Raw genomic sequence first — 13,126 nt, 5'->3', positions numbered from 1 at the left:
CAACTATAATACCCATGCAAAGTATAAACAACACCTATAAGTGGATCTGGGGGCTAGCCTGTTGGCTGCTGCTGGCGCCACAGGCCTTTGCCTCCGGCGTCGGTTCGTTTGAGGCCCTGGCCAAGGAGGCCAACGCGGTTATCCGTTCAGAGGAAACGGTGTTCACCGTCAACTCTATCAGCAGCGGCACCCTTCGCTTTAAAACCACCGTCACCATCCTGAACGAGAACGGAGACCACCGGGCCACGATCTATGTGCCCTATGATGACATGAGCAAAGTTTCCTACATCAGCGGCACCTGCTACGATCGCTTGGGGAAGAAAATCAAAAAGCTCAAGAACAGCGATATCAAAGACGTGAGCTCCGTAAGCAGCTTTTCGGTGTATGAGGATGACCGGGTAAAGATCGCCAGCCTGGAGTACAATGTGTACCCGTACACGGTGGAGTTTGAGTACGAGGTGAGCCAGAAGAACATGATGTTCTACCCCCACTGGTTGCCGCAGGACGAAGAAAAGCTGTCGGTAGAGAAGGCGAGCCTGGAGGTACAGATGCCGGTTGGAATGCCGCTGCGCTACCTGGAAAAAAACATGCCCCAAAAGGCTGAGAAGAGCAACAACGGCACTTTGGAACTGTACCGTTGGGAGCTGAAAGACCTGAAGCCGGTATACCGGGAGCCCTACGGGCCCGGCCTGGTGGAGCTGGTGCCGCAGGTGATTACCGCCCCCACTGAATTTGAGGTGGATGGCTACAAAGGCCGTATGGAAACCTGGAAAGACTTTGGCATCTGGATAAACAAACTCAACGCCGGGCGCGACGTGCTGCCTGAGGCAACAGTGGCCAAGCTGAAGCAGCTCACCGCTAACGCCAAAACCCCGGAGGAAAAAGTAAACCTGGTGTACGATTACATGCAGGGCAAGACCCGCTACGTGTCCATACAGCTGGGTATAGGGGGCTGGCAGCCGTTTGAGGCCAGCTTTGTAGACAGCAAAGGCTACGGCGACTGCAAAGCCCTCTCGAACTACACCAAAGCGATGCTGGCCGCGGTGGGGGTTAACTCCTACTACGCACTTATAAAGGCAGGTGAGGGCACACCGGACATCAGAACCGAATTTCCAAGCACGCAGTTTAACCACGTAATCCTGTGCGTGCCGATGGCCCAGGATACCATGTGGCTGGAGTGCACGAGCCAGACAGCGGCGGCAGGCTACAACGGTAGCTTTACCGGCGACCGACACGCCCTTTTGATCACACCGGAAGGTGGGAAACTGGTGAAAACAACCTCTTACGGCGCTGCCGAGAATCAGCAGGTCAGGAAGCTGCAGGTAAAGCTGGATGAGAAAGGGAACGGCACAGCCAACGTGGAGACGCACTATACCGGCATTCAGCAAGAGAGCCGCGACGGTGTGCTGCACAACCTGAAGCCGGAGGAGCAGCGCAAGTGGCTGTACGAGCAGGTAAAGGCCCCTTCCTTTGAGATCAGTAAGTACAGCTTTTCGCAGCAGAAGGAGCGCGTGCCACGCATTACCGAGAACCTGAAGCTGAGCCTGCGGCAATGCGCCACCCTGAGCGGCAAGCGCATGTTTATCAGCCCTAACCTGATGAGTAAGTGGAGCTACGTGCCGGACCAGAAGGAAAAGCGCAGCACCGAGGTCGTGCGCACGATGGCTTTCTCAGACGTGGACACCGTAGAGATACAGGTGCCTGCAGGCTATGCGGTAGAGTACCTGCCCCAGGAGGTGATGTGCAAATCTGTTTTCGGGGAGTACAAGGCCAGCTTTAAAGTAGAAGGGCAGCGCATTCTGTATGTGCGTCAGATGCAGATGGGCAAGGGCCGCTTTGCCCCAGAGACCTTCACAAAGCTGGTAGAGTTCTACAACAACATCATTAAGGCAGACGCAGAGCAGGTCGTGTTTGTGAAGAACGTGCCGTAAAAGCGGCAGGCTTAGCCAAAACTGTAAAAACCGCCCGGGCAAAACCTCTGCCCGGGCGGTTTTTTTGTTAATTTTCAATAATGCTGCGTCTTTTCAGGGGGGGCTCCGTCATCAGGGTGTACAAAGAACAAAACACTCAAAAAAACAGAGCCATGAAAAGATTTCACGTAAATGTAGGCGTTAAGAACCTGGAGGAGTCCACCGCCTTTTATACCGCCCTGTTTGGCGCGCAGCCGACCGTGCTAAAGCCGGATTATGCCAAATGGATGCTGGATGACCCGCGCGTAAACTTCGCCATTTCGCTACGGCCGGAGAACCCTGGCATTGAACACCTGGGCATACAGGCTGACAGAGAGGAGGAGCTCCGGGAGGTGTACGGCCGCCTGAAAGAGGCCAAAGGCACCATTCGGGAGGAAGGCAAGTGCACCTGCTGCTATGCTAAGTCGGAAAAGTCGTGGATTGCAGACCCGCAGGAAGTGGAGTGGGAGGCCTTTTATACTTTTGGAGAGTCGACCGTGTATGGAGAGCCGGCTGCCGCATGCTGCCACTAAGCCACCGCTGCCAACTGGTGCGAGGCGTAACCAGCCGAAACAGCAGCAGGTGTTTACTTATACCTGTTGCTGTTTTATATTTACTTTCAGATAAAAGTATGCAAACCACTACAAACAGCTTGGTGACAGTATCGGAGATGCTGCCTGAGCACTACCCGCAGGTTCAGGATATCTACGCCCACGGCATAGCGACACACAATGCCACCCTGGAAACCACAGCACCGGGTTGGGAGGAATGGGACAACAAGCACATGAAGAGCTGCCGCTTTGTGGCGCTGACAGAGGCTGGCGCGGTGGCAGGCTGGGCGGCCCTCACACCGGTCTCGGGCCGGTGTGTGTACCGTGGTGTGGCAGAAGACAGTGTGTACATTCACCCGGCTCACAAAGGCCAGGGCCTGGGAAAGCTCCTGCTGCAGCGCCTGGTGGAGGCCTCGGAGCGGGAAGGCGTCTGGACACTGCAGGCGGGCATCCTGAAAGAGAACCAGGCAAGTATAAAGCTTCACGGGCAGTGCGGCTTTAGAGTGGTAGGCATACGGGAGCGGCTGGGGCAACTGCACGGGCAGTGGCGGGATGTGTGCCTGATGGAAAGAAGAAGCAACATAACCGGTTTATAAGTATGAACACCTGCTGCACCAGTGCCGAAACAAAAAGCACTCCTGACTCCTGTTCAGCTGTCGGACCCGTGTTTCTGGCGTATGAGGCCCGGCTAAGGGGCTTTGTGGAGAAGCGCGTTCCGGATAAGGCCGAGGCCGATGACATCCTGCAGCAGCTGTACCTGAAGGTTTACGCCAACTGTGAACAGCTGCAGGAGGTAAAGAACATCAAAGCCTGGCTGTACCAGGTTACGCGCAATGCCGTGTATGACTTCTTTCGGGAAAGCAGCCGCCGCCAAAGTATAGGCGAGCTGGAGCTACCGGATGGGGAGCTGCCCGGGAGCGCACGGCATGAGGTAGAAGCCTTGGTAGAGCCATTTATAAAGCTTTTGCCTGCCGAATACGCTGAGGCTTTGCGCCTGAGCGAGCTGGAGGGTATAAGCCAGAAAGAGATTGCCGGGCGGCTCGGTATTTCATACTCGGGAGCAAAGTCAAGGGTACAGCGGGGCCGCGAAAGGCTAAAGGCCCTGTTTATGGAGTGCTGCCACTTAGAGTTCAGCCACGACGGGCAGGTGCTGGAGGCCCAGGTAAAAGCCAGCTGCGCAGCCTTGCAACAGCCGCAAAGCTGCTGCAAAAAGTAATCAGTGTTGGGCTTATCAAAGCCCAAGCAAGTGTCTAATTAGTGCCTTGCATAACTCTCCTTGCAAGGCCGGGACAGACTATTCCTTTATAGCCATTGCTGTGGCGCGAGCGGGTGCCTGCACCATCGGCCGTATCAAAACTTATACCGGGCCTGCACTTTCATGTCGGACCGCTTTGCTCCCTCTATCGTTTCCAGCCCGGAGCCGATACGGTCCTGGTTTCGGTAGTGGGTCAGGCCGTACTTCACCCATACATCCAGGTGCCGAAGCGGCCGGAACTGCAGCAGCGCGTACATTCTGGTGCCCTTGCCACTGAATGCGGGTATGGAGAAGGCATACAGCACATCGCGCTCATACGCGTATTGGCGGGTATCGTAGCTGTCGGTGTCAAAAAGGGCGTAACGGGTACTAAGCCGTACTTTATCAAACGTCATGTTGATATCCTGTGCAATCAGGTAACCTGTCTGCTGCGGCGACTCCTGCGCATAGGTGCTGAACTGTACCCGCGATTTGAGGTTGAAAGTTTTAGAGGGGGATGTTTCGAAGTACAGTAGGTAATTCTGCCGCTCTGCCTGTGCCACATAGTCCAGGGCTGTGGTATTGTTGCTGCGGTTGCGGCCCTTGCTTTCGTGGCGCATTTGGGCATACAGGCTGCTCTGCCGGGTAGGCTTAAAGTATACCCGAACCAGATACTCATCTCCCCGTGAGGGAGCATCCACCAGGTAGCGCAGCCACGGAAACGTGAACCGGTCGTAGTAGGCGGTTATCTCCCATTTGGGCAACGGCTTTATTTTGATGCCTGTGTAAAAGCCCCGCTCGTTTATGGTACGGGTGCCTTCCCCGAAGGCGCCGCCGTAGAAGGCGTGAAAGTCCCGGGCGTAGTGGCGGTAGAGCATCGAGAGCTCCACTGCGTTGGATAGGTTGGCGATCAGGCCGTTTACGCTCCCAAGGCCGCCGCTTCTGCTCACAGCCGTTTCCCCGAACAAGTACACGTTTTGCCAGGTGTAGCTGTAGTTGGCTCCTACGTTATAGTTATCAGTGCCGCTGAACTCAAACCGCTGGTAGGGTGCGCCAGCCTTTTGTACGGAGGAGCTGTAGTGGGTGCCCAGGGCTGTAATACCTACGGCAAGCGTTTTGTCGCTGGACTGATACTGCGCACTGCCGCCGTACACCTGCTCGCGTACCCGGTCTTTGTTGGCCAGCTCTGTGGGCGTGCGGTGGAAACCGGTGGTCTGGATGCCGCTAAAGAACTGCTGCTCCGTCAGTAGCGTGTCCAGCTGGGTCTGCAGGTTGGCGTCCACCAGCTTGTTGGAGTAAAAGGCCGTAACGTCTACTTTCCCCAGGTCATAGGTCACCGCGCCGCCGCGCAGGAAAGCGTACTCCAGCACGGAGTTGTAAGGCCGGATGCCCAGGTTAGGCCTGCTGACGGTGGTGATGGTCTCACTGCCCTTGCCCACACTGTAACCGGAGGAGAGCAGCAGGCCCTGGCCGATCTGCAGCTGGTAGTCTCCCAGGGCTATCGTTTTAAAGCGGCCCTTGTTGTAAAGCTGCAAATGGAGGGTGTAGTAGTCGAAGCCGTAACGGCGGGTGGTGGGGCTCCAGGTAAACTGCTCCCCGGCGTCTTTCTCGGCCGTAAAGCCAAAGCTGTAGTCGCGGGCGTGGCTGATGCGGTAGCGCAGGTACAGCTTGTCAGGTGAGCCGAGGTAGCGGGAGGAGTTGCTTCGGGTGGTGTCAGCGGAGGTGTAGCCGCGCCGCTGCTGCAGCGTGCGCTCATACCGAAGTATAAGTGCGTTGTTGTCCTCGCCCACTACGCGTTGCCACAGCGGCCTTGTGTCAGCCTGCAGCCCCGCATCCTGCACCCGCACAAAGGGCAGCAGTTGGTTTATGGTCAGCCTGTCGAAGCCGGGTATGGCCTGTAGCTCATAGATGCTCAGCAATTCCCCGTTCTCCTGAATGTAATTAAAGAAAGCCACGATCTGGGGGCGAGACAGCAAGTAGAGCGAGGCAAGCTCTTCGGGGGAAGTATGGTTTAGGTCGATGGGGCGTTGGTAATACTGGAAAAGCGTTTCGTACAGGTCCTCGTAAGAGATGCTTTCATCGTCCTGCTCTGCAAAAAGCTCCTGTACCAGCAAGTCCAGGTCTATGTTTTGGCGCGGATAGTCCTGTGCGTACAGGGGCAGTGCAGCCAACAACGTGAACCAAGTCAATAGAAACCCTCGTACCATACAGTCAGGAAATATTGGTATCTAGATATTTTCATACTTAATCAGGACCTTAAGGTTGAACAAAATCTGACACATGGAGCTTTTTCACTTATTCTCAGCCATACTTGCCATCTCGGCGCTTTTTGCCTACATCAACCAAAAGTTTATAAAACTACCTGGTGCCATAGGGTTGTTGCTGGCTGGCTTGCTGCTGTCGCTGGTGGTGCAGGGGCTTGGGGCCGTGTCGCCGGAGTTTGAGGCGATAGTGGAGAAGCGCCTGTCGGAGCTTGACTTTTCGGAGTTTCTGCTTGAGTTCCTGCTCAGTTTCTTACTGTTTGCCGGTGCCCTGCACACCGACCTTGAGCGGCTCCGAGAAAGCAAATGGCCTATTATGGTGTTTGCCACGGTAGGGGTGCTGATCTCTACTGCTGTAACGGGCACCCTGTTTTACTACCTGCTGCAGCTGCTAAACTACCCCATCGACTACATCTACTGCCTCCTGTTCGGGGCTCTTATCTCACCTACCGACCCGATTGCCGTGCTTGGCATTCTGAAAAGAGCCAAGATTCCAAAATCGCTGGAGGTGAGTATCACCGGAGAGTCGCTGTTTAACGACGGTGTGGGGGTGGTCATCTTTATTTCTATCTTCCAGATAGCGCAGAGAGGACTGGGGAATGTAGAAGGAGGGTTTATTGCTGAGTTGTTCCTCAAAGAGGTGGGGGGCGGTATCGGCCTGGGCTTGCTCATTGGCTACATTGCCTACCATTTTATGAGGCGGATAGACCATTACCAGACCGAGGTGCTCATCTCTTTGGCCGTAGTGATGGGGGGCTACAGCCTTGCCCAGATTTTCCACTTCTCCGGCCCGCTGGCGATGGTGGCGGCCGGGCTGCTTATTGGTAACCAGGGCACGCAGTTCGCGATGAGCAAGCAAACGGCCGATTACCTGACCAAGTTCTGGGAGATGGTAGACGAGATCTTCAATGCTGTCTTGTTTGTGTTGATTGGCCTGGAGCTGATGGTGGTGCAGTTTAAATGGGAGTATGCTGTAACGGGTGTGATTACAACAGGCATTGTGCTACTGGTGCGTTACATAGCGCTTGCCGTGCCGAGTTACACGTTGGGGCTGCACCGTACTTTTGCGCCCGGGGCTCTTTCTATCATGACGTGGGGAGGCCTGCGCGGCGGTATCTCTATTGCGCTTGCCCTTTCGCTTACGCCGGACATGTACCGCAATGAGATTGTGGCCATCACCTACACGGTAGTGCTTCTGTCGCTGGTGGTGCAGGGGCTTACGATAGAGTCGTTCATCAAGCGCGTCTCCGATAGAGTGCGTGTATAGCCGGGGCGGCAGCCTTGGTGAGCATCTTAGGGCAGAAGTTAGCCGCTGGTAGGCTGGCAGTGCTTGCCGCGCCTGGAGCTAACGGGCTAACGCGTACGAAACGGAAAGGTGGTGGCTGTTGCCGATAGGGGAGGTGGAGCCAAAGGCGTAGGCAACCTGCAGCTGCCTTGCCTGAAAGCCTGCCCCGAAGGTCAGGCTACTGGTAAGCGTGCTAAAGCCGCTGCGAAGCAGGAACTTCTCCTTTATGAGGGTATACTCCACCCCGGCCTTGAAGTCGGCGTCAAAGTCGATGCTCTTCTCCGTTTCTACGGCTAGCAGCAGCCGTGGGCTGGGGTGGTAAGATAGCCCGGCCTTCATGATGGTCGGCAGCCGTTCATCCTCATAGGAGGCAAGTTTGGCTTGGTTCAGGTTGTAAGCGTAGGCTCCAAAGTATAAAGTAGGCACCACCTCGCCACGAACCCCGGCCGATAAAGCGACAGTCTTGCGGCTGCCGTACCCCTCCACCTGCGCCTGCCACACGTCTGCTTTTGCACCCAGGCTAAACTGGCCCAGCCGGTGCGCCACCCCCAGTCCCGCATGCTGGAAGCTAAAGAGCGCGTCGCCAAACCTGCTGAAGCTAAGGCCATAGGTGCCGTGGCGTTGTGTCGGGTACACCGCCTGCAGCGCCACTGTCGTAAATGCGGCCATTCCGAACCTGCTCTCGACCGAAAGGCCCAGCTGCGGCTCCTGCAGGCCCGCCATACCCGCGGGGTTGTTGCTAAGAGCCCACACATCGGCCAGGGTAACCGCAGCATGCCCCATACTTGCCGAGCGGGCACCGAAGTTGCATATCTCCTGCGCTTGTGCCTGCCTTGCCCAAAGTACTGAAAGGAAAGTGAGGAAGTAGGTGAAGAGTAGCTTCATAGCATGCTTTTTAGGTCAATGAATGGCACCATAAAAGATGTTTCTGATGGATTTAGGTACTTAATATTGATTTATGGTGATTATTTCATGTTTAGCTTCTACGGAAGCCGGTTGGGAATGATATAATAACAGTAGGCGTGTTTGTTTAATTTTTAGAAATAATTTTAACTAAAGAATTCAGAGCGTTAGCATCAGAAAATAGATTATTTAGCTTCATATATGATTTAATTGTATTTATTTAATATTATTGACTGTTTGTTGCACCCGTAGACTAAGCTAAAATACTATGTTTAACAGCTAATTATGGGTTCATGAAAAGAGTTCTACTACTAAACCTGATGCTGGCCGTGCTATTGCCATTGTTAGGTTTCTCACAAGGAGCAAGGACTGTAACGGGGACAGTAACTGACGAAGCAACAGGTCAGCCTTTACCTGGTGTGGCAGTTCTGGTAAAAGGAAGCACCATAGGTGTTACCACTGGTGCAGAGGGGGTGTACAGTATCAACGTGCCCGAAGGCTCCAACACGCTTGTCTTCCGCTTCCTCGGCTATGCCAACGTGGAGCGGCAGATCGGTAATGCGGCTACCATAAACGTTGCCATGGGCATTGATGCCGAGCAGTTGCAAGAGGTGGTGGTAACCGCCCTCGGCCGTAAGGAAGAGGAAAGAACATTGGGGTACGCCACGCAGCAGATTAACGAACAGTCGATTACGCAGGGTCGCGAGCGCAGTGTGGTAAACTCACTGCAAGGCAAGGTGGCCGGCGTAAACATTCAAAGCCAGGGCGGTGGACCGGGTTCCTCGAGCCGTGTGGTAATACGGGGTGCCAAGTCTATTTCCCAAAGCAACCAGGCCCTCTTTGTTATCGACGGTATTCCGGTAGACAACAGCAGCAGCGGTACCGGTGACAACCTGAATGCCGGTGTCGACGTGGGTAACCGCGCCAACGACATAAACCCCGATGATATTGAGTCAATCAACATCCTGAAAGGGCCTGCCGCCGCGGCGCTTTACGGAGCGAGGGCGGCCAACGGTGTTATCATGATTACCACCAAGTCGGGCAGGGGCGCAACAAAGGGAGCAGAGGTTACCTTTATTACCTCCTACACCGTGGAAGACATTCTACGCTACCCTGAACTGCAGAACCGCTACGGGCAAGGTTTCTTTGGGGCACCGGACCTGCTGGAGAACACAAGCTGGGGACCTATTTTTACCGGAGAGTTGCTGCCGTGGGGTCAGGTTGTAAACGGCCAGCAGCGGGTTAAGCCCTATGTGGCGCTGGAGGATAACGTAGAGGAGTTCTTTAACTACGGTTACAACTGGACAAATACGGTGTCTTTATCAGGTGCCGGTGAAAACGCCACTTACTATGCCTCGTACTCCAACACGCAGCAGGAAGGGGTGGTGCCTACCACAGAGTATGACCGACACTCATTGGCGGTAAAGGGAACAGCTAAACTGGCGAACAAAATTACCTCTAACGTTTCCCTGACCTACACAAAATCAGGCGGAGACTTTGCTTTGACAGGGCAGGGCAACTCGGTTTTCAACCAGATCATCCAGACGCCTCGCGATATTCCGATTCTGGAGCTGGAAGACCTGGATAGTCCTTTCAACGACGATGCGGGCTTCTATTCGCCATACACCATAAACCCTTACTGGTCTCTCCGGAACCAGACCTACGAGAACGATGTGGACCGCCTGTTCGGTAACATCCAAATTGGCTACGAAATAATTGAAGACCTCAATGTGACATACCGGATTGGTACAGACTTCTACACTGACCGGCGCAAGCAGTTCTCCGCTATTCGTGATGTAGAGGGGCAGAACGCATCCAACAACGATAACGGCCTGTATGCGGAGCGACAGATCTATTACAGAGAGGTTAACTCTGACCTGATTGTAACCTACAGCAGAGATCTGTCAGAGGAGCTCTCGCTGGAGTTGCTGGTTGGGCAAAACGTGAACCAAAGGATCAACGATGACCTTACTGCCACAGCCGATGCGCTGGCAAATAACGAGTTCCGGTCTCTGAGCAACATCATAGGCACGCCGCTTACAGTAGGGTTCCGTGACATGAGGAGGTTGATTGGCGTTTACGGGTCGGCAAAGATAGGTTACCGCAACTTTGTATGGTTAGAGGTTACTGGCCGCAACGACTGGTCCTCTACACTGCCGTTGGACGACAACAGCTTCTTCTACCCTTCTGTGAACCTAGCGTTTGATGCCGCGGAGGCCTTCGGGTTGGCTGAGAATACACCGTTCAACTTTGCAAAGATCCGGGCCAACTATGCTAACGTGGGTAACGATGCACTGCCTTACAGCACGCGTTCGGTGTTTGTGTCAGGTAACATCAGCGATGGTTTTGCCGGCACCGATCTAAACTTCCCGTTCGCCGGCCTGCCAGGCTTTGAGGTGAGCAATGTAATTGGTAACGCCAACCTGGAGCCTGAGAACACCAGTTCGTGGGAGGTGGGAGTTGACCTGCGCATGTTCAACGAGCGCTTCAGAGTTGATGCGGCCTACTACAACTCTGAGTCGACAGACCAGATCATAAATGTTCCGCTTTCCTATGCAACAGGCTATGGCTCTGCTTTCCTGAATGCGGCCACCATTCGGAATGAGGGTGTTGAACTGCTGGTGGGCGGTGTCCCAATTGAAACAAACGATTTCAGCTGGGATATCAGTGTGAACTTTACCAAGAATGAGAACAATGTGGAAGACGTATCTGGGGACAACGAAATCTCTCTGGGTGGTTTGTCATCAGCCGCACTGGTCATATCAGAGGGCAGGCCATACGGCACGTTCCTGGCAGAAGACTACCTGCGTGACCCGCAAGGTCGAATTGTGGTAAACGCCTCTACAGGAAGGCCTCGCCTTGCCACGGAGCAAACTTATCAGGGTACGATTCAGCCCGACTGGACAGGCGGTTTAGTGAATACCTTTAAGTATAAAGGGCTGCGCCTGGCAGTCGTGTTTGACACCCGCCAGGGCGGTAAAATATACTCCAGAACAAGAGGTACACAACGCTTTGCCGGTACGGCTCCTGAGACGCTCTTCAACGATCGCCAGCCATTCATTATTCCAAACTCTGTGGTACAGGTAGGTAACACGGATGAGTATGTGGAGAACACCACACCACTTACCAATGCCAACCTGTACGATTACTGGGGTAACCTGCCTGAGGGTACTAACATCATAGACGCCTCTTTCACAAAACTCAGAGAGGTGAGTCTATCCTATCGCTTGCCGGAGTCGGTGGTAAACAAGACTTTCTTTGGCAACATTGAGGTGGGCGTTACCGGCCGTAACCTGGTTCTCTGGACACCGGATGAAAACACCTATATAGACCCGGAAGTGAACAGCCTTGGCAACGGCAACCTACAGGGTTACGAATTCAGCAGTTACCCTAGCACCCGGTCTTGGGGCGCTAACATCAGAGTAACTTTCTAAGCAACCGAAGAAGAGAAAATCATGAAAAAAATATGTAAAAGAGCTTTTGCTGTGTTACTGGCCTTGTCTCTGGGCTTCACAGCATGCGACGACTATCTTGATGTAAACGTAGACCCGAACAACCCGCCCACCTCCACACCTGCCTTAACACTGCCGGCAGGTCAGGGTGAGTTGGCCTACGTGCTTGGTAACCAGTTTCAGTTCCTGGGTAACTTCTTTGCCCAGCACTGGACACAGGCCGGTGCCGCCAACCAGTATTGTGACCTGGAGTTGTATCAGATTACCTCATCAGACTACGATGCCCGTGTGTGGGGTGAGCTGTATGCCGGCGCACTAAACGACTTCCGCTACGTGGCAGCGCAGGCAGAGGAAAATGGAAACCCGAACTTTCAGGCAATAGGTGAGATTATGCAGGCCTATACCATGCAGGTGATTACAGATGCATGGGGCGATGTGCCGTTTACCTCTGCTTTGGAAGGGCTGGACAACGTGAACCCTGAGTACCAGGAGCAGGAGCTAATCTATGACGGCCTGATTAACAAGCTCGACTCGGCACTGATGCTGATAGATGAAGGTGCTCCTGAACCTGGTGCCTCTGATCTGGTGTATGGCGGTGACATGGACCTGTGGCGCCGGTTTGCCAACACGCTTAAGCTAAGAATCTACCTGCGCCAAGCCTATGTGAGGCCGGATGTAGCACAAAGCGGCATACAGCAAATGTACGCCAACGGCGCTGAGTTTCTGGAGATAGGCCAGACGGGCGACATCCCGTTTGCTGACCAGACGCAGAACCGAAACCCGTTTTACCAGACGCAGGTGGTTTTCAGAGGAGGCGTGGACGTGGTGGCCAGTAACACAGCCCTTAACTACCTGGAAGAAACCAACGACCCTCGGATAGATGAGTTTTACAACCCAGCAGAGAGAGGACCTGCCGCTGGCTTGTTCGTTGGTGTGGACCAGGGAGTGGAGTGTACCCCAGACAGAACCGGTGACCAGGCGAACACGGTGTCAAAGCCCGGCCCGTTTGCCGCGAGCCCCACTTCGGCAGTACCGTTTATCACCGCGGCCGAAAGTTACTTCCTGCAGGCAGAAGCAGCGGCCAGAGGCTGGACAGGCGGTATGGCTGACGCACAGGAACTGTACAGACAGGGTATCGAAGCCTCTTTTGTTTATGTTGGCCAGGACATTGACGCGCTGGATGAGTACCTGGCACAAAGCGAGGTAGGCTATCCTACTGGCGCCCCGGTAGAGGAGCAGGTAGAGCAGATCATAACCCAGAAGTGGATTTCCTTTAACGGTGTGCAGGGGTTCGAAGCCTGGACAGAGTACCGAAGAACAGGCTATCCAAGCTTTATCGATCCATCCGCGGCATCCACCTTAGGACCTGATATCATTCCCAAGCGCCTGATTTACCCGAACACCGAGGCCATCCGGAATTCAAACTATCCAGGGCTGCTTGAGGTGGACGTGCCAGTTTGGTGGGATGTGAAAGACTAATGTTGAAACTAA

General features: G+C 54.3%; 9 protein-coding genes. 7 read left to right on the top strand and 2 right to left on the bottom strand.

The window, feature by feature from the left end:
* Positions 1–14 precede the first annotated feature (14 nt).
* The 4 genes from CA264_RS13685 to sigZ all read left to right on the top strand — a co-directional run bounded on the left by CA264_RS13685 (position 15) and on the right by sigZ (position 3,716).
* Entirely contained in the window at positions 15–1,931 is a 1,917-nt protein-coding gene (locus tag CA264_RS13685) for a DUF3857 domain-containing protein (protein WP_025607940.1), read from the top strand.
* Between the two features lie 152 nt (positions 1,932–2,083).
* Positions 2,084–2,482 (top strand): ArsI/CadI family heavy metal resistance metalloenzyme, encoded by a 399-nt coding sequence (locus CA264_RS13680; protein WP_025607938.1) that lies wholly within the window; start codon positions 2,084–2,086, stop codon positions 2,480–2,482.
* Positions 2,483–2,580: 98 nt separating this feature from the next.
* Positions 2,581–3,096: a GNAT family N-acetyltransferase gene (locus CA264_RS13675; RefSeq protein ID WP_036776198.1), complete on the top strand. Its 516-nt coding sequence runs from the start codon at positions 2,581–2,583 to the stop codon at positions 3,094–3,096.
* A 2-nt stretch (positions 3,097–3,098) separates the two neighbouring features.
* Complete coding sequence (sigZ, locus tag CA264_RS13670) at positions 3,099–3,716, top strand: RNA polymerase sigma factor SigZ (RefSeq protein WP_025607935.1); 618 nt, start codon at positions 3,099–3,101, stop codon at positions 3,714–3,716.
* Positions 3,717–3,850: 134 nt separating this feature from the next.
* On the opposite strand, the gene CA264_RS13665 is transcribed toward sigZ, so the two are convergent.
* The gene (locus tag CA264_RS13665) at positions 3,851–5,941 is read right to left on the bottom strand and encodes a ComEA family DNA-binding protein (RefSeq protein WP_025607934.1); all 2,091 of its coding nucleotides are present in this window, start codon (positions 5,939–5,941) and stop codon (positions 3,851–3,853) included.
* A 73-nt stretch (positions 5,942–6,014) separates the two neighbouring features.
* Between CA264_RS13665 and CA264_RS13660 the strand changes: the two genes are divergently transcribed.
* Positions 6,015–7,262, top strand: coding sequence for a cation:proton antiporter (locus CA264_RS13660; protein WP_025607933.1), 1,248 nt, complete (start codon positions 6,015–6,017; stop codon positions 7,260–7,262).
* A 78-nt stretch (positions 7,263–7,340) separates the two neighbouring features.
* On the opposite strand, the gene CA264_RS13655 is transcribed toward CA264_RS13660, so the two are convergent.
* On the bottom strand, positions 7,341–8,165 hold the full coding sequence (locus CA264_RS13655; protein WP_025607931.1) for a PorV/PorQ family protein: 825 nt from the start codon (positions 8,163–8,165) through the stop codon (positions 7,341–7,343).
* 311 nt (positions 8,166–8,476) lie between these two features.
* Between CA264_RS13655 and CA264_RS13650 the strand changes: the two genes are divergently transcribed.
* The gene (locus CA264_RS13650) at positions 8,477–11,617 is read left to right on the top strand and encodes a SusC/RagA family TonB-linked outer membrane protein (RefSeq protein WP_025607929.1); all 3,141 of its coding nucleotides are present in this window, start codon (positions 8,477–8,479) and stop codon (positions 11,615–11,617) included.
* Positions 11,618–11,638: 21 nt separating this feature from the next.
* Positions 11,639–13,114 carry a SusD/RagB family nutrient-binding outer membrane lipoprotein gene (locus tag CA264_RS13645; RefSeq protein ID WP_025607928.1) on the top strand — a complete coding sequence of 492 codons (1,476 nt, stop codon included), beginning with the start codon at positions 11,639–11,641 and terminating at the stop codon, positions 13,112–13,114.
* Positions 13,115–13,126 lie beyond the last annotated feature (12 nt).

Source organism: Pontibacter actiniarum, assembly GCF_003585765.1.
Classification (GTDB): domain Bacteria; phylum Bacteroidota; class Bacteroidia; order Cytophagales; family Hymenobacteraceae; genus Pontibacter; species Pontibacter actiniarum.
Note: the sequence above shows the minus strand (reverse complement) of the source record. Positions and strands in the feature narration are given on the sequence as shown.

Coding starts and splice junctions, on each gene's coding strand:
- CA264_RS13685 (WP_025607940.1), top strand. CDS start 15: ATGCAAAGTATAAACAACACCTATAAGTGGATCTGGGGGCTAGCCTGT.
- CA264_RS13680 (WP_025607938.1), top strand. CDS start 2,084: ATGAAAAGATTTCACGTAAATGTAGGCGTTAAGAACCTGGAGGAGTCC.
- CA264_RS13675 (WP_036776198.1), top strand. CDS start 2,581: ATGCAAACCACTACAAACAGCTTGGTGACAGTATCGGAGATGCTGCCT.
- sigZ (WP_025607935.1), top strand. CDS start 3,099: ATGAACACCTGCTGCACCAGTGCCGAAACAAAAAGCACTCCTGACTCC.
- CA264_RS13665 (WP_025607934.1), bottom strand. CDS start 5,941: ATGGTACGAGGGTTTCTATTGACTTGGTTCACGTTGTTGGCTGCACTG.
- CA264_RS13660 (WP_025607933.1), top strand. CDS start 6,015: ATGGAGCTTTTTCACTTATTCTCAGCCATACTTGCCATCTCGGCGCTT.
- CA264_RS13655 (WP_025607931.1), bottom strand. CDS start 8,165: ATGAAGCTACTCTTCACCTACTTCCTCACTTTCCTTTCAGTACTTTGG.
- CA264_RS13650 (WP_025607929.1), top strand. CDS start 8,477: ATGAAAAGAGTTCTACTACTAAACCTGATGCTGGCCGTGCTATTGCCA.
- CA264_RS13645 (WP_025607928.1), top strand. CDS start 11,639: ATGAAAAAAATATGTAAAAGAGCTTTTGCTGTGTTACTGGCCTTGTCT.